The sequence below is a fragment of the Arthrobacter sp. ov118 genome (assembly GCF_900116495.1).
GTDB lineage: Bacteria > Actinomycetota > Actinomycetes > Actinomycetales > Micrococcaceae > Arthrobacter.
Map to the genome: position 1 here is coordinate 249119 of NZ_FPAY01000006.1, position 19999 is coordinate 269117.

Genomic DNA, 19999 nt, shown 5'->3' on the forward strand with positions numbered 1-19999 from the left:
AGGCACAATTCGTGCTACCCCCGCGATCACGTGACATTTCCAGGAAGGCCCAGTTCAGGCCGCCGCCACCCCCCGTTCACGCGCGCCCGCAAGGATGGCCGCATGACCTCCTTCACCCGCCGAAATGTCCTCAAAGGTGCCCTCGCCGCCGCTGGTGCTGCCGCCGTCGTCCCCGGAACCGCAGCCTCAGCAAGCACGGCAAAGCCGTCCGCCATCCCGCTGGTCCGCAACCGCCTGACCCTTCCCTCCGGCATCGCCACCGGCGACGTCACCACGAACTCCGGCGTGCTGTGGTCGCGTGCGTCGGGTCCCGGCCGCCTGGTGGCGAGCCTGCTGGCGATTGACGACGCCGGGTCCCCGCTCCGCGGCGGCCGCGCCTTTCAGCGGGTGCTCCGCGGGAGCGCCGCCGCCGAGGGCACGGACTTCACTGCCCGGATCGACGCCGAGCACCTGCCCGCCGGCACCCGCTTCGCGGTGAGCATGCATTTCGAGGACGCCGAGGGCAACGCCGGCGAAACCGCGCAGGGATCCTTCAGCACCGCACCCAACACGGGGCTGCTCATCAGCGGACGCCAGTCCCGCGGGCAAAGCTTCGTGTGGACCGGCGACACCGCCGGCCAGGGCTGGGGCATCAACCCGGACATCGGTGGCATGCGCGGCTACGCCGCCATGAACGCCACCGCGCCTGACTTCTTCATCCACTCCGGCGACACCATCTACTCCGACGGCCCCATCGCCGCCCAGGTCACCGAGCCCGACGGGCAAACCTGGCGCAACCTCGTCACCGAGGAGGTGTCCAAGGTGGCCGAGACGCTCAACGAGTACCGCGGCCGGCACCGCTACAACCTGATGGACCAGAACGTCCGCGCCCTCTACGCCGGGGTGCCGGTGATCGCGCAGTGGGACGACCATGAGACCCACAACAACTGGTATCCCGGCCAGATCCTCACCGACAGCCGCTACACCGAACGCCGCGTGGACGTCCTCGCCGCCCGCGGCCGCCAGGCCTGGCAGGAATACCAGCCCATCTCCGGGCTGGGCGGCCGGTCCAACGGAACCACCGGCTTCGAACCGGCCCGGATCTACCGCAAAATCTCCCGCGGCCCGCAACTGGACATCTTCTGCCTGGACATGCGCAGCTTCAAAGACCCGAACACCGACGGCAAGGAAACGCAGCTGATGCACATCCTCGGCCAGGAGCAGGCCGACTGGCTGATCAAGGAAGTTAGTAGGTCCAAGGCCACGTGGAAGGTGATCGCCAATGATCTCCCACTCGGGGTGATCGTGCCCGACGGCCCGATCAACCAGGAGTCCTTGGCCAACCGCGACGCCGCCGCCCCCTTGGGCAAGGAACTCGAGATCGCCGGGGTGCTCTCCGCGTTCAAGCGCAACCGGGTTAAAAACGTGGTCTGGCTCACGGCCGACGTCCATTACTGCGCCGCCCACCACTACACGCCGGAACGGGCCGCCTTCACCGACTTCGATCCGTTCTGGGAGTTTGTGGCCGGGCCCATCAACGCCGGCAGCTTCGGGCCCAACGCCCTGGACGGCACGTTCGGGCCGGAGCAGGTGTTCTTCAAGGCCGGCGCCTACGCCAACGAGTCCCCGCGGAGCGGCGAAAGCCAGTACTTTGGCCACGTGGACCTGGGCGAGGACGACGTCTTCACCGTCAGCCTCCGCAATGCCAAGGGCGCCGTGCTGTGGAGCAAGGCGCTGCAGCCGCAGCGCTAGGGCGGCGCTCCCGCCGGCGTCGGGTTCAGACTGGGAGCATCAGGTCGACTTCCACGTCCACCTCGTCGCCGGCATGGATGCCTGCCGCGGACCTGATGGCCTGCTTGACGGGTAGGAGGTACGAGTTGCTCTTGCTGTCCGGGAAGAGCGACGTCGACCACCGCTGCCCGGCAATGCAGGCGCTCACCTTCACCGAACCGAACCCTTTGCGGAAGGGAGCAGCCTCGTCCTTGAGTTGCTCCGCCAAGGCCGACGGCAACGTGATGAAGTGCCAGCCGGCTTGCTCGCGATAGTGCCACAGTTCGGCGCGGAAGGCGTACGACGTCGTCACGCTCTGAGTATGACAGGCAGGTCGTATTTCTCGAATGGGCCTACTTTCCCGAATGGGTCGAGGAATTTGGGTTGCCGGGCGTCCTTCCTGGCAGCCTGAGGCGGCGCGCGCAGAAAGCTGCACGAAATTGGGCCCTCCCCGGTTCCCCGGGAAGGGCCCATCCGCGCTTAATCCGGGCTACGGCGTCGGGCTGCCGCCGTTGACGTTAAGGGTCTCGCCCACCACGAAGCTGGACTCTGCCGAGGCCAGGAACACGTAGGCCGGGGCCAGTTCGGCCGGCTGGCCGGCGCGGCCCAGGGGAGTGTCCTTGCCGAACTCGGGCAGCGCTTCCTTCGGCTGGCCGCTACTGACCTGCAGCGGCGTCCAGATGGGGCCGGGCGCCACGGCGTTGACCCGGATACCCTTGGGCGCCAGCTGCTGGGCCAGGCCCTTGGTGAAGTTGTTGATGCTCGCCTTGGTGGTGGCGTAATCCACCAGCGTGGGGGAGGGGTTGTACGCCTGGATGGACGTGGTGTTGATGATGGTGGACCCGGCCGGCAGGTGCGGCACCGCAGCCTTGGTCAACCAGAACATGGCGTAGACGTTGGTTTTGAGCGTGTGGTCGAACTGCTCGTCCGTGATCTGCTCCAGATCCTCCTGCGCCACCTGCTTGCCGGCGTTGTTGACCAGCAGGTCCAGGCCGCCCAGCTCGCGCAGCGCGGTGTCCACCAGCTCCCGGCACGTGGCCGAATCCTTCAGGTCACCGGGCACCCTGACGGCCTTCCGGCCCGCCTTCTCGATCAGGTTCGCGATGCGGGCGGCGTCCTCTTCCTCCTCCGGCAGGTAGGAAAGCACGAGGTCGGCCCCCTCCCTTGCGAACGCGATCGCCGTGGCGGCGCCGATCCCGGAGTCGGCGCCGGTGACGATTGCCTTGCGGCCTTCGAGGCGGCCGGTGCCGCGGTAGCTGTCCTCGCCGAGGTCCGCCTTGGGCGTCAGCTTCGCGTCGAGGCCCGGCTCGGGCTGGTGCTGCTTGGGCGGCTCGATGTGCTCGTAGGCGGTGACGGGGTTCTTGAACGTGTACTGGTCGGTCATGATGTTCCTCCGCATGGTTGGTCTGAACCGGACTGTGCGTCGTAACGCCGCCCGCATGATGCTAAGCAGGCTTAGCATTCAGCCTAGCCAGCTTGGCGTGGTGGCTGCAACAGACTTCGTCGTGTTGACTGAACTTTACCGGGCTAACCTCAGGCTCTCGGGGGAGGCAGCCGGCTGACCTATGGGTTAGGGGCTATCAGCCCAGGGAAGACAGGAGTTGCTCGCAGGCCTTCTCGCAGCGGCGGCACGCCTCAGCGCAGACCCGGCAATGCTCATGCATTCCCGCATGCTGTTCACACTCATCACCGCAGGCTTTGCACGCCATCCGGCATGCCTCAAGGACGGCCCGTGTGAGGTTCGCATCGTACCCGGTGTGGCGGGATAGGACGTTTCCGGTGGTGGCGCAGATGTCAGAGCAGTCCAGGTCGGTACGGATGCACTTGGTCAGATCGGCCACCATGTCCTCGCTCAGGCAAGCATCTGCGCAGGCGGTACAAGTCTGCGCACATTCGAAACATGCCGCGATGCAATCAGCCAGCTTCTGACGGTCAACACCGCCGAGGTCTTTCGGGTAGGTTTCCAGCATTGACGTGATGTGACTCATTGGTCTGCTCCTGATCCATAGACGAAGAGAGGAATCGGCGGGCCGCCGCCCTATATAGACGGTAGCCTTCCTACTCCGGGCTTGCGAAGGGCACAGAAGCAGGCGGAGTCGGAACGGAAGTCCGGGAGGGCAGTGCGGCGGCTCGGCGGACGTCGTCCGGAACTTGGGAACGGCCTAGGAGCTCGCAGCCGCGATGAGCTCCGCACTGCGGATCCGAATGGCAGGAAGGCTGCCGCCCAGGCCGCCGAGGACGATGCCGGCGTCGGCCGCCTGCAGCGCGGACTCGGCTGTGGCGAGCCCGTCGGCGCGGAGGCTGACCAGGGACTCCACGAGCCGGAAGGCCAAGTCCCCAACCTGGCCGGTACTGCTCCAGCCGTTCCCCGGGAGCTCCGAGCCCAGGCGCTGGTACAGGCTCCGGAGCTCCATCCGGTCCGCCATAAATCTCTGGAACCGGGCACTGCGCGCCTCCGGCAGGTTGTAGAGCACCCCGAGGTTCCACCGGGCATCGCACAGCTGGGTTCCGTCATGGAGGGCGACGGCGTGGAGCCGCGCCGCTACCGCCACGTGGCTGCGGTCCCCGGCGCTGTGACCGTCGCTGTCGTCGTCGACGGCGTTGACGGCGTCGCTTCCATTGCCGCTGGCGGTGTCCGCGCACATGGCGCGGGCAAAGGCGAGCCCGCTGGCCACCGTGCCGGCCAGCAGGACCTCAAGGATGTCATCCTTGGTGCTGAAGTGGTGGTACAGGGACGACTGGCGCATCCCCACGGCGTCCGCGATGGAGCGGGTTGAGGTGTTGGCGTACCCCTGCGTGGTGAAGAGTTCGGCGGCGGCGTCGAGGATTTCCTCGCGGGCGGTGGCTCCAGGGCGGGAGGGTTGCTGTTTGCGGGGGCGCCCCGGTCCGGTTGGTGTCACGGTTCATTCTTGCACCCCGTCGCGGTCCATGACGCCGGTCCGCGACGCCGCACGAGGCTTGGTGAGGAGGGGGAAACGCCCCGGAAATAAACCGTCAATCAGCCTTTTACACGGGGGAAACGAGTTCGGGATGTTCGGCTGTAAAACTATCAATCGACCGGTATTCTGCAGCGTCGAGCCCAGGACTGCATTTGCCGGAACGCATGAACCCCCACGCCGTTCCAGCCCCGGAGTTTCCGATGACATCCACCGTTCTTCCCTCATCCGCGCAGACGGACGACGCAGACCTCACGTCCCTTGGCTACGAGCCGGCCCTGCACCGCAAGCTGGGCCGGTACGCCTCGTTCGCGGCGGGCTTCTCCTTCGTGTCCATCCTGACCACCATCTTCCAGCTCTTCGCCTTCGGCTACTCCTTTGCCGGCCCGGCGTTCTTCTGGACGTGGCCGGTGGTGCTGATCGGCCAGCTGCTGGTGGCCCTGAACTTCGCCGAACTCGCCGCCCGCTACCCGCTCTCCGGGGCCGTGTACCAGTGGGCACGGCGCGTCGGCGGCGAAACGGTGGGCTGGTTCGCGGGCTGGTTCATGGCTCTGGCCCAGGTGGTGACAGCCGCCGCGGCCGCGATCGCGCTCCAGGTGGTGCTGCCCCAGCTCTGGGAAGGGTTCCAGCTGGTGGGAGGCGATCCGGCGTTGAACACCACCACCGGTGCCGCCAACGCCGTCGTCCTCGGTGCCATCCTGCTGGTGGCCACCACGGTGATCAACTCACTCGGCGTCAAACTGATGGCCCACGTGAACTCGGTGGGGGTGACATGCGAGATCATCGGCGTCGCCGCCGTCATCCTGGCGCTCATCACGGCTGCCCAGCGCGGACCGGACGTGGTGATGGACACCACCGTCCTGCAGGGAACCGACCTGGGAGCCGTCGGCGCGTTCATGGTCTCTGGCCTGATGGCCGCCTACGTCATGGTGGGCTTCAACTCCGCCGGTGAGCTCTCCGAAGAGACGAAATCGCCGCGGCGCACGGCACCCCGGACCATCCTGTCCGCCCTGATCATCTCCGGGATCGGCGGGGGACTGATGATTATCACGGCGCTGATGGCCGCGCCAAGCCTCGACGACGGCCGGCTCGCCACCGAGGGCCTGCCCTACGTGCTGACCGCCGTCCTGGGCACCTTCTGGGGCAAGGTTCTGCTGGTGGACGTGGCCGTGGCCATCTTCGTCTGCACCCTGGCCATCCAGACGGCCGGTTCGCGCCTGGTGTTCTCCATGGCCCGCGACGGCAAGCTCCCCGCCTCGGCGCTGCTCTCCTCCGTCCACCCCGTCCGGGGCACCCCGATGTGGCCCTCGATCGCCATCGGCGCCCTGGCCGTGGGCGTGCTGGCCATCAACGTCGGCAACGCCGCCCTCTTCACCACGCTCTGCAGCGTCTGCATCGTGATGGTGTACCTGGCCTACCTGTTGGTCACCGTGCCGCAGCTGCTCAACCGGCTCCGCGGCGACTGGGACCGGGTGGGCCAGACCATGCCGGCAGGGCTGTTCACCCTGGGACGCTGGGGCCTGCCCGTCAACATCCTCGCTGTGCTCTACGGCGCCGTGATGGTGGTCAACCTCGCCTGGCCCCGGCCCGAGGTCTACGACCCCTCCGGCGAAAACGGACTTCTGCTCTGGTCCGCGCCGCTGATGGTGGGCATCGTGCTCCTCCTCGGCATCTGGATCCGGCGCTCCATTGCCCGGACTGCCGCCCAGACGGCCGGCCTGGCCAAGGCCTGACCTGCCGGTTCCTTTCCGCCCACCTGACTCTGACCACCCCAGCGGACACTTCCGCGGCCGCCCACCTCAGGATTGACATGACACAGACCACCGAAACACCTGCCACCGAAACACCCGCCACCACTGCCACGTCCACCACTGCAGGTGCCCGCGCGCACGCCCGGGACCAGCACGGACGGACCGCGGACACCATGCGGCACGTCCCGGCCGCCTCCGCCCCGGCGCGGCTCACCGCCGGGCTGCCCGCGGCCGCCAAGGACCGCCTGACCTGGGCCGAATCCGTCGCCTTCGGCCGCTACACCGCCCTGCCCCTGGCCCGCGGCACCCGGCTGCGGCTCACGGACACCGACGGCGACGCCTGCGTCCACGTGCTGCTCTACCGCGCCGGCCTGCTGCACGAACGGCTCAATGTGGCCGACACCGTCAAGGTTCCATGGCAGGCCTACCCGACGGCGGGACACCCGCTGCTGTCCGACGCCGGCCGGCTGATGGCCACGATCGTGACCGACACGTCCGCACGCCACGACGCCCTGACCGGCACCACCACGCTGGCCGGGAACACCGCCCGCTATGGCGCCGGCACGGCCCACAGCAGCTCGCCCGCCGGGCGTGAACTGCTGACCCTCGCCGCACTGAAGCAGGGCTTGGGCGCCCGGGATGTGGCGCCGTCGCTCTCCCTTTTCAAGGGGATCCAGGTTGATCCGGACGGCCGCATCCGGTTCACCGGCAGCGCCGGCGCCGGAACCGCCGTCGAGATCCTGCTGCAGATGGACGCCGTGGTGCTCCTCGCGAACACCGCCCATCCGCTGGATCCGCGGCCGGACTTCACCGGAACCGCCGTCGACGTCGTCGCCTGGCACGCCCCCCACGACCTCCGCCGGCTGGAGGACGGAACCCTGGCCGGTCCGCTGAGCCCCGAACACCGGCAAGCCCTGAACAACACCGAACACGACTTCACGGCAAGGAACGCACGATGACCACCACCGACACCCTGACACCCCAAACCGCCAGCGCCAGCGAAACAGCGCTCGCCGCAGGCGCCGTCGTCCTGGATGAATACGTCGAAGCGCGCGGGCCCTGGTCCGCCGTGGTGGCCGCCGGTGACGTCCTGACCATCGTGGACCTGGAAGGCAACCAGGCGGTGGACTGCCTGCTCTACGCCGCCGACGACACGGACGTGCGTTACTCCGCGGCCGTCACCATTGCCGAGCAGCGCTCGATCGTGCTGACCACCGGTTCCGTGCTGCGCTCCGACGCCGGCGTGCCGCTGATGACCGTGGTGGCGGACGAGGTGGGCGTGCACGACACCATCGGCGGGGCCTGCTCGCAGGAATCCAACACGCTGCGCTATGGCCAGCACACCCGCGAACAGCACGCCTGTGTGGAGAACTTCCTGATCGAGGGCTCCCGCTGGGGGCTTGGCAAGCGCGACCTGGTCTCCAACATCAACTGGTTCATGAACGTTCCGGTCGACCCGGACGGGGCCCTCGGCATCGTGGACGGCCTCTCCGCCCCCGGCAAGCGGGTGGCCCTCCGGGCCGAGGTGGACACCCTGGTGCTGGTCTCCAACTGCCCGCAGATCAACAACCCGTGCAACGGCTTCAACCCCACGCCCGTCCGCATGATCGTCACCCGTGCGGAGGCCGCCCTGTGAACCGCTTCGACACCCTGCTGGTCGCCAACCGCGGCGAAATCGCCTGCCGCATCATCGAATCGGCGCGGAAGATCGGGCTCCGGACCGTGGCGGTGTTCTCCGAGGCGGACCGCGGCGCCCGCCACGTCAGGCTCGCGGATGAGGCCGTGCTGCTGGGCCCCGCCCCGGCCAAAGACTCCTACCTTAAGGTGGACGCCCTGCTGGCGGCGGCCGCAGCCACCGGAGCCGGCGCCATCCACCCCGGCTACGGCTTCCTCTCCGAGGACGCCGGCTTCGCCGAGGCCGTGGAAGCCGCCGGGCTGGTGTTCGTGGGACCCACCCCGGAACAGCTCCGGATCTTCGGCACCAAGCACACCGCCCGCGATGCCGCGCAGGCCGCCGGGGTGCCCATGATCGCCGGATCCGGCCTGCTGCCGGACGTCGACGCCGCCGTACTCGCCGCCCGGGACATCGGCTTCCCCCTCATGCTCAAGGCCACGGGCGGCGGCGGCGGCATCGGCATGACCGTGTGCCGCTCCGAGGACGAGCTCACCGAGGGCTACGACCGGGTCGCCAGGCTCGCCGGCGCGAGCTTCAGCACCGCCGGCGTCTTCGCCGAACGCTACGTCGAACACGCCCGGCACGTGGAAGTGCAGATCTTCGGCGACGGCGAAGGCCGGGTGGTCAGCCTGGGCGACCGCGACTGCTCGCTGCAGCGCCGCCACCAGAAAGTACTGGAGGAAGCGCCCGCACCGGACCTGCCCGAGGCACTCCGGGACGAACTGCACCGCAGCTCGCGGGCCCTGTGCGCGTCCCTGAACTACCGCTCGGCCGGGACCGTCGAGTTCGTCTACGACCCCGCCCGCAAGGAAGCCTCCTTCCTGGAGGTCAACGCCCGGCTCCAGGTTGAACACCCCGTCACGGAGGCCGTCACTGGCGTCGACCTCGTGGAGTGGATGCTCCGGCTGGCCCAGGGCGGCACCGAGGCAGCCGGCGTGCTGGCCGGGCGTCCGGACAGCATCCCCGTCACCGGCTCCGCCGTCGAGGCCCGCCTCTATGCGGAGGACCCGGCGCGCAACTTCCAGCCGAGTTCGGGAACCGTCACCAACGCCGCCTACCCCGGGACTGACGCCGCGCGCGTGGACGCCTGGGTGGAAACCGGCAGCGAGGTGTCCACCAACTACGACCCCCTCCTGGCCAAGATCATCACCACCGGCACGGACCGCAACCAGGCCTTCGACCGGCTCGGCGCCGCGCTGAAGACCACACGGATCGACGGGATCGAGACCAACCTCGGCATGCTCCGGGCCGTGACGGCCCTGGACGTGGTCCGCAGCGCGGCCCATTCCACCGGCACCCTGAACGACCTGGGCGACCCGGAACCCCGGATCACCGTGGAGCGGCCAGGGCTGCAGACCTCGGTGCAGGACTGGCCGGGCCGCGCCGGACTGTGGCAGGTAGGCGTCCCGCCCAGCGGCCCGATGGACGATCTGTCCTTCCGGCTCGGCAACAAGGCACTGGGCAACGACGAAGGCGCACCCGGGCTCGAGTTCACCATGACCGGTCCCAGCCTGCACTTCACCCACGCCACCACCGTGTGTGTGGTCGGTGCCGCCACCACGCTGACCGTGGACGGCGCGGACGTGCCGGCCTGGGAGCCGGTAACGGTCCCCGCGGGAGGAACGCTCGACGTCGGCACCGCCGAAGGATCGGGCCTCCGCGGCTACATCCTGTTCCAGGGCGGGCTCGACATCCCGCAGTACCTGGGCAGCGCATCCACCTTCACCCTCGGCCAGTTCGGCGGCCACGGCGGCCGCGTGCTCCGCGCCGGTGATGTGCTGCGGGCAGTAGCCCCGGACGCCGCCACCGGTACGACGTCGGCAGGCTCGGCAGATGTGACGCCAGCCGCGACGCCGGCCACTTCGGTTGGTGCCGTGCCACTCGACAGCCGGCCCGTACTGACCTCCGCGTGGGAGCTGACAGTGGTGGAGGGCCCGCACGGCGCCCCCGAGTTCTTCCAGCGGGAGGACATCGAGGAGCTCTACGCCGCCAGCTACGAGGTGCACTTCAACTCCGCCCGCACCGGCGTCCGCCTCACCGGCCCGAAGCCGCGGTGGGCCCGCGCCGACGGCGGCGAGGCCGGACTGCACCCGTCCAACATCCACGACACCGCCTACTCGGTGGGCGCCCTGGATTTCACGGGCGACACCCCCATCCTGCTCGGCCCGGACGGCCCCAGCCTGGGCGGCTTCGTCTGCCCGGTGACGGTGGTGACGGCCGACCGCTGGAAGCTCGGCCAGCTCCGTCCCGGCGACACCGTCCGCTTCGTGCCGGTGCAAGCCTGCCAGGCGCCGTCGGCGAAGGACCTCGGATCCGGCCGGCAGCTGGTGCTGCCGGGGGAGGCCGGCTGGTCCCGTTCCGGCGCTGACCAGAACGCCGCTGCCGCCGCCGGCGGCCTGACCTCCGGTGCTGGCGCCCTCGGCGTCCGCCGCGGAGACGGCGACGACGGCGTGCTGGGCCGGGTGCCGGAAGGCCCCAGACGGCCGGCGGTCACCTACCGCCGTTCCGGCGATGACAACCTGCTGGTGGAATACGGCGACATGGTGCTGGACCTTAGCCTGAGGGCCCGCGTGCACGCCCTGCACCAGCACCTCGAGGAGCTCCGCCTGCCGGGGATCGTCGACCTTACCCCGGGGATCCGGTCCCTGCAGATCAAGATCGACCCCGCAGTGCTCACCACCCCGCGGCTCCTGGGCCTGATGCAGGAAATCGAGGCCGCCCTGCCGGCCAGTTCGGAGCTCGTGGTGCCCAGCCGCACGGTCCGCCTGCCGCTGTCCTGGGACGATCCGGCCACCCGCGAAGCGATCCAGCGCTACATGGCCGGCGTCCGGGACGACGCCCCCTGGTGCCCGTGGAACATCGAGTTCATCCGGCGCATCAACGGCCTGGAGTCCGTGAACGACGTCTTCGACACGGTCTTCAACGCCGAATACCTGGTCCTGGGACTCGGCGACGTGTACTTGGGCGCCCCGGTGGCCACACCCCTGGATCCGCGCCACCGCCTGGTCACCACCAAGTACAACCCGGCCCGGACCTGGACGCCGGAAAACGCCGTCGGAATCGGCGGAGCCTACATGTGCATCTACGGCATGGAAGGACCGGGCGGCTACCAATTCGTGGGCCGGACCACCCAGGTGTGGTCGCGCTACGCCGATTCCGCGCCGTTCGAGCCGGGCTCGCCCTGGCTGCTGCGGTTCTTCGACCGCATCTCTTGGTATCCGGTCAGCCCGGAAGAGCTGCTGGACCTGCGGGCGGACATGGCCGCCGGCCGGGGACGCGGCGTCGAGATCGAGGACGGAACCTTCTCCCTGGCCGAGCACGAGGACTTCCTGGCTCGGAACAGCGAGTCCATCGCGGTGTTCCGCGAGCAGCAGGCGGCGGCCTTCGCGGTCGAACGGCAGGCCTGGTCCGACGCCGGCGAGTTCGACCGCGCGGACGCGGTGGCCGCCGTCGTGCCCGACGCCGAAGAGCCGGTGGTGCCCGACGGCGCCACCCTGGTGGCCGCACCCTTTGCCGCCAGTGTGTGGAAGGTGGATGTCGCCGTGGGCGACGAGGTGGTGAAGGGCCAGCCGCTCGTGTCACTGGAGGCGATGAAGATGGAAACCGTGCTGACGGCCCCGTGCGACGGCGTGGTGCAGCGGGTGCTGCCCGTGGCCGGGTCCCAAGTGGTGGGCGGCGAAGCCCTGGTGGTCCTCGGCCCGCCCACGGAAACCTTTGCCGGACCCTCCGGGACGGACCCGTCCGCGGAGCAAATGGTCAACAAGCACCTGGAAAACAAGCACCTGGAAAACAAGGAAATGGTCAACAAGGAACTGGAAGAGGTCCCGGCATGATGACGACGAATGCGGGGAGCGCGACAGCGCGCGTGCGGGCGGCGCTGGCCGCCATCGAAGCCGCCGGGCGGCCGGAAATCTGGATCACCGTCCGGGCCGCAGAGGACCTGCTGGCCGACGCGGCCGCTGTTGATGCAGCGGTGGCCGCCGGCGCGGACCTGCCCCTGGCCGGGCTCGTCCTCGCCGTGAAAAACAATGTGGATGTGGCCGGGATCGACACCACCGCGGCGTGCCCCGGCTTTGGCTACACCCCGGAGCAGGACGCCGAGGCGGTGGCTCGGCTGCGGGCCGCGGGCGCGGTGGTTTTGGGGGCCACCAACCTGGACCAGTTCGCCACCGGGCTGGTGGGAACCCGCAGCCCGCACGGGGCGGTCCGCGACGCGCGCCGCCCGGACTTCATTTCCGGCGGTTCCAGCTCCGGCTCGGCAGTGGCCGTAGCCTTGGGACTGGCGGACATCGCCATCGGCACCGACACCGCCGGATCCGGCCGCGTTCCCGCCGGACTGCAGGGGATCGTCGGCATCAAGGCCACCCGGGACGTGGTGTCCACCGCCGGGGTGGTGCCGGCGTGCCGCTCCTGGGACGCCGTGACCATTTTCGCGCGCGACCTGGGCACGGCCGAGCTGGCCATGGGAACGATGGCCGGCGGGGCGCGTCCGTGGCCCGCGGATGTCAGGCTGGCCGCGCCAGCCCGGCCGCGAGTTGCCTACCCGGCCAGCCTCCCCGAGCTCCCGGCGGCCTGGGCGGCCGAATTCGGCCGGCAGATCGCCAGGCTTCGGGCCGCCGGCGTGGAGGCCGAGCCGATCGATTTCGACGTGTTCCTGCAGGCCGCGCGTCTGCTGTACGACGGCGGGTTGGTGGCCGAGCGGTACGCCGCCGTCGGGGCGTTTGTCGACGCGGCGTCGTCGGGTTCCGAAGGTTCCGGGAATCCTGCCGGACTGGATGGAACGGTCGCCGGAATCGTCCGCGGCGCCGGCCAGGTGCCCGCGCACCGGTACGTTTCGGACACCGCCCGGCTGGACGGACTCAAGCGGCAGGCCATGGCGCGGCTGGAGGGTTTCGATGCCCTGGTGGTCCCCACCGCACCGTTCCACCCAACTTTGGCGGAGGTCGCTGCCGACCCCGTGGGCGTGAACTCGCGCATGGGCACGTACACGAACTTCTGCAACCTGTTCGATCTGTGTGCCGTCGCCGTCCCCGCGGGCGAAGTCAAGGGAGCCCAGTTCGGCCTCACCGTGGTGGGACGCACGTTCGACGACGCAGCGGTGGCGGACATCGCCCGCAGGATCGAAACCCCGCCCGTGCTGCCGTCGTTGTTCGCGGCCGGAGCGGCTGCCGCGCGGCAGGCGCCGGGGGAGCAGTTGCCCTCGCGGAAGCCGTGGCCGGTCCGCGCCGGCGCGGCCTGCGTGCCCCTGGTGGTGGTGGGGGCGCACCGCAAAGGCCAGCCGCTGGCCCACCAGCTCGAAACACTGGGAGCCGCCTGGGACGGGCAGGTTCGCACGGCGGCCCGCTACCGCATGGTTTCGCTGGGCACCGAGCCGCCGAAGCCGGGGGTGTACCGATCCGAGGATGGTGCCGAACTGGTGGCCGAGCGGTGGCTCCTGTCGGAAGCGGCACTGGGGAAGTTCCTTGCCGCGCTGCCGGAGCCGATGCTCCTGGGATCCGTGCGCCTGAGCGACGGTTCGAGCGCAGTCGGCTTCGCCTGCGACGCGGTGGCGGCCGCGGGCGGCACGGACATCACCCGGTACGGCGACTGGCTGGCTGCGCTCGCGGCGTTCCAGACCCAAGAGGAAGTGGCCGGGCAGGAAAAGCCAGCACGGGAAGTCGGTGGGCATGAACCTCAAAGCACGCACGAATCCCGAAGCACCCTCGGCGACGCGCTCCTGGTCGGGCTCACACGAGGGCGGCAGTCGGGGACCACGCGGATGTAGCGGAGCGCCCGCTTCCGGGGAGCTCGTCGAAACCCGGAAGCGGGCCGGCTCAGCTGCTGCGGACCAGTCTGCCTCTATCGGCATGGATTGAACGACCGAAAGGAACGACGTGCTTGACCTCAAGACATGGTGGTCCATATTCACGTCTTCGGCGGCCCCAGGCCCCGGGGCGGAGGCGTTGCCGGCCGCGACCGACGAGGCGGGATTGCAGTATCTCTGGCTGCTGCCGGGCGACGCTATTTACAGCCGAACGCCGTCGTCGGCCGATCCACAGGCATCCCAACTAGCGGCGACGGGTTCTATCCGGCGATCGTTGGCCTTGTTCGGCGGCGGACGATCAGGTCGGCGATGACTGCTCCGATCAGGGCAAGGGTGAACGGTGATGTAGCGCCCTCGATCAAGCTGTAGAGCCCGAGGGGATGGGGCTCCCCATCGTTTGGAATGGGCCGCAACGTGTAGGCGCCAGCGACCACGGCCGCAACCAGCCCGAGCACAGCGGGCGATGGAAAGGACCCGGCCCGTACGAGAACCCGCGCGGCCCGCTCCGGTCCCGGCTGGTCAGTTTTTCCATCACACATACCCCCAAGTTGAGTGCTATGACACTAAGGTGCTCCCCAACATTTGGCGGGGGAGTGGCGTGGCACTGACCCCAGGCTGATCTTTCCAGGGAGGACTGCTGCTAATTGCCCTTGGGGATGACGATCCACAGCACGATGTAGACAAACTCGCCCACGCCGAAAAGGCCAAAGAAAATGAACCCGAGGCGGACGAATGCCCGGGGGACCTCGAAGCGGTCGGCCAGGGCGGCGCAGACCCCGGCGACGATTTTGCCGCGCCTGGGACGAACCAAAGTTGCTGCCATTTCGACACCCTAGCACCGGGCACTGATCCCGTCAGCAGGAATCTTCGCCGGTAATGTCGAGCGCCACAGTCCCACACCGGGGCGAGTCGTCACAGCTGCCCGCGCCGGGCCAGGTAGGCGTTCAGTGCGGGGTTGTCGATGTCCTTTGCCAGCCAGGGAATCGCCTCGGCGGCCGCCGTGTCACCCAGCACTGCCCGGTGCGAATGTGCCCGGACCAGGAGTTCGCGCAGCGCGCCGCGGCTGGCCATGGTCCCCAGCTTGGCGGCGTAGTCCCCGGCAACCGGGGAACTGCCCGCGATGGCGACCTCCGCGGCCGTGTCCAGCAGCCGCGCCCGGTACCAGAGGTACCAGGGCGTGGTCTCGAGGCCCCGCCGGAGCCACATCTCGGCGGCCGTGGGATCACCAAGCGCCATGCTGAGCCGGGCCTTGGCGCCGGCGGCCAGCGTCAGGAAGCAATGGTCGCCGGCGACGTCGGCCATGACCCAGGAGCGGTCAATGAGCGCGGCGGCGTCGTCCAGCCGGCCGGTCGCAAGGTAGGTCTCGCCTCGCAGGCCCGTGACGAACGGCTCGAAGGACGTCCAGCGTTCGGCCGCGACCAGCGCCAGGGCCCGGTCCAGGGTCCCCGCGGCCAGCCCCAGCTCCTCCCGCTGCAGATGGACACGGCCGATCAAGGCCTCGCTGAACGCCAGCAGACGCGGACTGCCGAGCTCGGCCGCCAGCCGGCTCGACTCAGTAAGGGCCGCCAGCGCCTCGCCATAATGCGCCGTGTCCGAGGCCGCCATGCCCTTGATGGCCAGGATCCTCGACTGCTCATCGGGGAACCCGTCCGCAGCTTTCGCGGCCAGCTCCAGCCAGCCGGCGGCACGGTCCGGAATGCCGCGCTGCACCGACAGGTAGCCCAGCTCGCGGTACGCGGCCGCCGCCACCCGCGACGCGCCGGGCCGACGTTCGGTTCGCACCGCCGTCGACCGCGTTGATCCCAACGGCGGCGCTCCCGACTGCCGTGCCGCCGTCGACCGCGACCCCGGCCGCAATGCTCCCATCTGGAGTGCCGCTGACGGCACTCCCTCCGATTGCAGGGCCCGGTGCAGGAGGTCGGCCACCTCGGCGCCGCGGCCGCCGGCCTGATGAATCAATGCGCTGGACAGCGTCACCAGCGACTCGGCTACGAGATGCCCGTCGCCGGTCCGCTGCGCGAGCTCGACGGCGAGCCGCAACTGGTCCAGCCCGCGGTCCACCGACCCGGCCGAGAGCGAGGCGCCGGCGGCGTCAAGGTACGAGTGCACCGTGGCCGCATTGGCCGGCAGCCCCGGTTCGGCCGTTGGAGCGGCGTCATAGAGCGCCCGGCGGACCTCTGCGGGCAGCCCGAGGCCGAGCTCGCGGTGGTACAGGTCGCGGCACTTATCCGCCTGCTCGCGCGCCCGCCGGTGCTCGCCCAGGGCGATGAACGCCCTGATCAGTACGGCGTGGCAGTCGGCGTTGAAGGCGTCGAGGTGCAGCGCGCGGGTGGCGAGGTCGACGGCGTCGTCCGCCTTTCCGCAGGCCAGGGCGGCGAGCGACGCCTCGTACAGCAGCGTCAGCACGCAGTTCTCCAGCCGGTGCCGCTGGTCTTCCAGCCACGACTCGAAGACGGGACAGTCGCCGAACGAGAGGCCCTCAAGAAGCTGGCCGTCGAACGTGCGCGGGTCTGCACCGGCGTCGCTGTCCCCGTTCGGGTTCCCATTCGCCGCGGGGTGCAGGGCGGCGACGGCATCGCACCGCCATCCCGCCGGGAGTCTCAGCCGCAGCGGGTCCCCGGAGATTGAATCGGGGCCGAGGGTCCGGCGCAGTTCGGAGAGGTTCCACCGGAGCGCGCCGAGGGGATCGCCGGCATCGGGGAAGAGGAGGGCTGCGGTCCGCGCCCGGCCGCTGCCCTCCGGCTGAAGCGCGAGGTAGGCCAGCACAGCCCAGGCCTTGCGGCCCCGGAGCTGCCGGAATTCGGTGCCTGCGGACTCGATCCTGGGCGGACCGAGGAGCCGAATCCAGGTTTCGGCCATAGGAATCATGCTACGCCGCGGCTGGGGGAGGAAGCGGGCCGAGTTGCGGCGGCGGAGTTACGGCGGTGCCTCGCACATACTGCCGCTCACACGCTGGCTCACACGGCCGGAACGCAGACTGGATTCATCCCCACAAGGAGCCGGCACCCGGACGGAAGTTGCAACAGCCGAACCCGGCCCACGCCTATAACAACCACTCCCACAACAAACCAGTCCAAGCAAACCCGAGGTGCATCAAAATGTTGGCTCTCATCATCCTGCTGGCCGTCGTCGTAGCCCCCGCGCTCACCGCCACGATCGTCGCCGTGCGCCGCGACGGCCGGGGCCACACGCCGCCGGTGCAGTCCACAAGGCCCTGGTCCGCGGACGGGCTTCCGAGCCAACCGTACGCATCGATGCGTTAGGTCCAGCCCTAGCGGTCGGCTCGAGATCTCCGGCTTCATAGAAGCCGGAGATCTCGCTCTGTCTAGGGCTGGGCATTCTGGGCTTGCTCTGCTTGGGTCTTGCTCGTCCGGCTGGGGCACCCCGGACGGGGAGTCTGGACACGGCTGTGGGGCGGGAGCATCCTAATCGTGTGCGCGTTTCGGGAGCGGCACGGAGAGAGCGGGATCCACCGCCTTGGCCCTCCGGCGTGCGGACACGATCGGCGAGGGAAGCTGGTACCAGATCATGGACGAAACATCCGATACGCGGCAAAAGCTGTCCACGCGCATCGACGAGAAGCAACAGGCCATCCGCGCCTACCTCGGCCGGGAACGCCCCAAACGTAACCGCCTGGCCAACGTCAGCATTGTGGGCAGCGCGCTGGCCGCCGCGCTCACGGCCGGGCCCGCCGTCGGGGGCACGGGGTTCACCGAAACGGTGGCGGGAATCTTCGGCCTGGGCGACGACTCGCTGGTGTGGCGCGTGCTGTGTCTGCTGGCGATGATCCTGTCCGTTGCCGCGGCGCTGGCCACAAATTTTGCGACGTCGCGTTCGCTGGCGGACAGGGTGAGCGCGGCCGAGTCCTCCAGCGCCCAGCTCGAGGGGCTGCAGGTCGCATTGACCTTCGGCCATATCGAGATCGACGAGGCCGTGAAGCTCTACCAGCAGTATTCCGCCCAGGTGCCATTCGTGGAGGGACTGCCGGCGCGCTGAGCCACGGCGGCAGGATCCGCTAAGCAGGTTCCCGCGGCAGCTGGAACCTTAGTCCCGCGGACGACGGCGGGACAGAGGCTTGCTACCGGCTCGCCATCCGGTGTCTCAAAAGGACCTTCACCTGACATCCTCCACAGTTGGGCTCTGGCACAATGGCGAGCATGGACGCCGCAGGCCCCACCCCAGTTGCCACAGTTCCCGCCTTCGACCTGCGCATCAGCATTGACGGCACGGAACCAGAGATCTGGCGGCGCCTCATCCTCCCCGAAACCATCACGATCCCGCAGTTCCACGAGGCCATCCAGTGCGCCTTCGGCTGGCAGGACCGGCACCTCTACGGCATCAGAAGCGTCGACCGGCGCGGCCAATCCCGCGTCATCGTCGGTCCCGATGACGCGGCGGAGGACATCGACGCGGAGCCGGCATCCGGCGTCGTCCTCTTTGAACTTCTTGGTGCGGCGGGCACCGGACCGGCCCTTTTCGAGTACGAATATGACTTCGGCGACTCCTGGACCCACACGGTGGAGCTGGTGGGACGGGCCCAGGTACCCGAGGGGACGATCGCCTGCGTGGAGGGCGCCAGCCGCGGACCGGTGGAGGACTCCGGCGGTCCCGGCGGGTTCCGGCGCCTCGCGGGGATACTCTCGGATGAGGAACACCCGGAGTTTTACGAGGCCGCAGAGTGGTTTGCGAACGTCACCGGGGAGCGGGCCGGCGCGTTCGACGCCGGCGCTTTCGACCTCGACGCCGTCAACCGGAAGCTGGGGCGGCTCAGCCTGCAGCTCTGGCCGCAGCCCGTCACCTCGGAGGAACGGGACGCCGTCCTGCGGCCCATCATGTGGTTCCTGGAAAACGCCGCGGGGGAGGGACTGGAACTGACGCAGAGCGGTTTCCTGAAGCCTGCGATGGTCCGGCGCACGCTGGATGAGTTCGGCTGGTACGACGAGATCATGGGTAAGGGCAACCGGGAGCTCAACGTCCCGGATGTCCTCAACCTGCGCCTGCACCTGCTGGAGTGGAAGCTGCTGCTCAAGCGCAATGGCCGGCTGGTGCTCGGCCCGTTGGGCAAGCGCGGTCTGCGCGAGCCGGACGCGCTCTGGAACTTCATGGTTGAGACGATCGGCGCCCCGAATAAGGACGCCTTGAAACTCATGACCAGGCTCGCGGCGTACTGGCTGATCCAGGGGTTTGCCCTGTCCTACACCCAGCGCAGCGAGGCCATCCTCACTGCGCTGGAAGCCACCGGATTCGAGACCCGTTCCGGGGACCCGATCCCGGAGTCGTGGGCCCGGGACATCGACCGCACCGTCCGGGAGTCCCTGGACTGCCTGCAGCTGACGGCGCCGGCGCCGCGCTTCCGGCGTTCAGAGCAGGACCTCACCGACGGCGGCCTGAAGTTCCTGCTCCAAGTTCAGGCGCTGCTGGGGGACAGCTAGGCACAGGTTGTGGTCGTCAAAGCACGCGCCCCGGGCGGGTGTGACCCACTCCATACAAGGTCGACGCCGGCCTGCTGCCCCTCTGAGGGGCGTCGGCCGGGCGGGAGCCCGCGCGATTCCGGGGATTTCGGCGTTGCGGAGCCGCCCGAAAGGGTGGATTTGTGCGGGGTCCACCTGGCGTGTAAAGTAATTCGAGTCGCCGCCGCTGATGCGGAAAGAAAGCGACCGACCCCCTGATAAACAGCCTGGAAAATGGCGCACTACTTAGTGCGTCAAATAAGGGCGGGGACCTTCTGGGAAGCACGTAAATCGCAGAAATGCTGATTTGCAAAGCATCCCGGGTTCGGGTAAGTTTGAAAAGTTGCTCCGGAGCGATCCGCGACCGTTTGGTGGTTGTGGTGGTGCCGGGTGTGTCTGTTGTTTGAGAACTCAATAGTGTGCCAAGTTTGTTGATACCAATTTATTATGGATTGGTTGTTTTGCCGGGCCCGTCACCTAAGTGTCGGGTCTGGTTTTTCAGCTGGTTTCAAATTTTGTGCAGTGCGTTGTTCCCGTTTTCCCGGGGGTGCGTGCTGTGTCTGTTTTTCTTCAACGGAGAGTTTGATCCTGGCTCAGGATGAACGCTGGCGGCGTGCTTAACACATGCAAGTCGA

General features: G+C 68.8%; 15 protein-coding genes and 1 rRNA gene. 10 read left to right on the forward strand and 6 right to left on the reverse strand.

Annotated elements, in window-relative coordinates; all coding sequences use genetic code 11:
* The first annotated feature begins 102 nt into the window (after nucleotides 1–102).
* Nucleotides 103–1731, forward strand: a complete 1629-nt coding sequence (locus tag BM372_RS13300) for an alkaline phosphatase D family protein (RefSeq protein WP_090955912.1) — start codon at nucleotides 103–105, stop codon at nucleotides 1729–1731.
* Between the two features lie 25 nt (nucleotides 1732–1756).
* Here the strand turns inward: BM372_RS13300 and BM372_RS13305 are convergent, their stop codons facing one another.
* The 4 genes from BM372_RS13305 to BM372_RS13325 all read right to left on the reverse strand — a co-directional run bounded on the left by BM372_RS13305 (nucleotide 1757) and on the right by BM372_RS13325 (nucleotide 4649).
* Nucleotides 1757–2062 carry a DUF1905 domain-containing protein gene (locus tag BM372_RS13305; protein WP_090955913.1) on the reverse strand — a complete coding sequence of 102 codons (306 nt, stop codon included), beginning with the start codon at nucleotides 2060–2062 and terminating at the stop codon, nucleotides 1757–1759.
* A gap of 177 nt (nucleotides 2063–2239) precedes the next feature.
* Nucleotides 2240–3133, reverse strand: a complete 894-nt coding sequence (locus BM372_RS13310) for a glucose 1-dehydrogenase (protein ID WP_090955914.1) — start codon at nucleotides 3131–3133, stop codon at nucleotides 2240–2242.
* A 196-nt stretch (nucleotides 3134–3329) separates the two neighbouring features.
* Complete coding sequence (locus tag BM372_RS13320) at nucleotides 3330–3737, reverse strand: four-helix bundle copper-binding protein (protein WP_090955916.1); 408 nt, start codon at nucleotides 3735–3737, stop codon at nucleotides 3330–3332.
* Between the two features lie 174 nt (nucleotides 3738–3911).
* Nucleotides 3912–4649: a TetR/AcrR family transcriptional regulator gene (locus tag BM372_RS13325; RefSeq protein WP_090955917.1), complete on the reverse strand. Its 738-nt coding sequence runs from the start codon at nucleotides 4647–4649 to the stop codon at nucleotides 3912–3914.
* A gap of 239 nt (nucleotides 4650–4888) precedes the next feature.
* Here BM372_RS13325 and BM372_RS13330 point away from each other — a divergent pair, with 239 nt between their 5' ends.
* The 5 genes from BM372_RS13330 (at nucleotide 4889) to atzF (ending at nucleotide 13875) form a co-directional block, all read left to right on the forward strand.
* The gene (locus BM372_RS13330; RefSeq protein WP_090955949.1) at nucleotides 4889–6418 is read left to right on the forward strand and encodes an amino acid permease; all 1530 of its coding nucleotides are present in this window, start codon (nucleotides 4889–4891) and stop codon (nucleotides 6416–6418) included.
* 77 nt (nucleotides 6419–6495) lie between these two features.
* Entirely contained in the window at nucleotides 6496–7395 is a 900-nt protein-coding gene (locus BM372_RS13335; protein WP_090955918.1) for an urea amidolyase associated protein UAAP1, read from the forward strand.
* Nucleotides 7392–8072: an urea amidolyase associated protein UAAP2 gene (locus BM372_RS13340; protein ID WP_090955919.1), complete on the forward strand. Its 681-nt coding sequence runs from the start codon at nucleotides 7392–7394 to the stop codon at nucleotides 8070–8072. Before BM372_RS13335 ends, BM372_RS13340 begins: the two co-directional genes overlap by 4 nt.
* Nucleotides 8069–11944 carry an urea carboxylase gene (gene uca, locus BM372_RS13345; RefSeq protein ID WP_090955920.1) on the forward strand — a complete coding sequence of 1292 codons (3876 nt, stop codon included), beginning with the start codon at nucleotides 8069–8071 and terminating at the stop codon, nucleotides 11942–11944. The genes BM372_RS13340 and uca overlap by 4 nt, the downstream gene beginning before the upstream one ends.
* Nucleotides 11941–13875 (forward strand): allophanate hydrolase, encoded by a 1935-nt coding sequence (atzF, locus tag BM372_RS13350; RefSeq protein ID WP_256214246.1) that lies wholly within the window; start codon nucleotides 11941–11943, stop codon nucleotides 13873–13875. Before uca ends, atzF begins: the two co-directional genes overlap by 4 nt.
* A 679-nt stretch (nucleotides 13876–14554) precedes the next feature.
* Here atzF and BM372_RS13355 read toward each other — a convergent pair.
* Together BM372_RS13355 and BM372_RS13360 are read right to left on the reverse strand one after the other, a co-directional pair.
* Nucleotides 14555–14737, reverse strand: coding sequence for a PspC domain-containing protein (locus tag BM372_RS13355; RefSeq protein WP_090955921.1), 183 nt, complete (start codon nucleotides 14735–14737; stop codon nucleotides 14555–14557).
* 89 nt (nucleotides 14738–14826) lie between these two features.
* Nucleotides 14827–16773: an ATP-binding protein gene (locus tag BM372_RS13360; protein WP_090955922.1), complete on the reverse strand. Its 1947-nt coding sequence runs from the start codon at nucleotides 16771–16773 to the stop codon at nucleotides 14827–14829.
* Between the two features lie 239 nt (nucleotides 16774–17012).
* Between BM372_RS13360 and BM372_RS20730 the strand changes: the two genes are divergently transcribed.
* From BM372_RS20730 to BM372_RS13375, 4 genes are all read left to right on the forward strand, one after another.
* Complete coding sequence (locus BM372_RS20730; RefSeq protein WP_177236001.1) at nucleotides 17013–17177, forward strand: hypothetical protein; 165 nt, start codon at nucleotides 17013–17015, stop codon at nucleotides 17175–17177.
* Nucleotides 17178–17391: 214 nt separating this feature from the next.
* Nucleotides 17392–17910, forward strand: coding sequence for a hypothetical protein (locus tag BM372_RS13365; RefSeq protein ID WP_256214247.1), 519 nt, complete (start codon nucleotides 17392–17394; stop codon nucleotides 17908–17910).
* A 161-nt stretch (nucleotides 17911–18071) separates the two neighbouring features.
* Nucleotides 18072–19346: a plasmid pRiA4b ORF-3 family protein gene (locus BM372_RS13370; RefSeq protein ID WP_177236002.1), complete on the forward strand. Its 1275-nt coding sequence runs from the start codon at nucleotides 18072–18074 to the stop codon at nucleotides 19344–19346.
* Nucleotides 19347–19934: 588 nt separating this feature from the next.
* A 16S ribosomal RNA gene (locus tag BM372_RS13375) occupies nucleotides 19935–19999 on the forward strand; the annotation flags it as partial.

Excerpts from the sequence above, each read along its gene's own strand:
- atzF (WP_256214246.1), top strand. The coding sequence starts at position 11,941 with ATGATGACGACGAATGCGGGGAGCGCGACAGCGCGCGTGCGGGCGGCG.
- BM372_RS13300 (WP_090955912.1), top strand. The coding sequence starts at position 103 with ATGACCTCCTTCACCCGCCGAAATGTCCTCAAAGGTGCCCTCGCCGCC.
- BM372_RS13340 (WP_090955919.1), top strand. The coding sequence starts at position 7,392 with ATGACCACCACCGACACCCTGACACCCCAAACCGCCAGCGCCAGCGAA.
- BM372_RS13330 (WP_090955949.1), top strand. The coding sequence starts at position 4,889 with ATGACATCCACCGTTCTTCCCTCATCCGCGCAGACGGACGACGCAGAC.
- BM372_RS13360 (WP_090955922.1), bottom strand. The coding sequence starts at position 16,773 with ATGGCCGAAACCTGGATTCGGCTCCTCGGTCCGCCCAGGATCGAGTCC.
- BM372_RS13335 (WP_090955918.1), top strand. The coding sequence starts at position 6,496 with ATGACACAGACCACCGAAACACCTGCCACCGAAACACCCGCCACCACT.
- BM372_RS13370 (WP_177236002.1), top strand. The coding sequence starts at position 18,072 with ATGGACGCCGCAGGCCCCACCCCAGTTGCCACAGTTCCCGCCTTCGAC.
- BM372_RS13355 (WP_090955921.1), bottom strand. The coding sequence starts at position 14,737 with ATGGCAGCAACTTTGGTTCGTCCCAGGCGCGGCAAAATCGTCGCCGGG.
- BM372_RS13320 (WP_090955916.1), bottom strand. The coding sequence starts at position 3,737 with ATGAGTCACATCACGTCAATGCTGGAAACCTACCCGAAAGACCTCGGC.
- BM372_RS20730 (WP_177236001.1), top strand. The coding sequence starts at position 17,013 with ATGTTGGCTCTCATCATCCTGCTGGCCGTCGTCGTAGCCCCCGCGCTC.
- BM372_RS13310 (WP_090955914.1), bottom strand. The coding sequence starts at position 3,133 with ATGACCGACCAGTACACGTTCAAGAACCCCGTCACCGCCTACGAGCAC.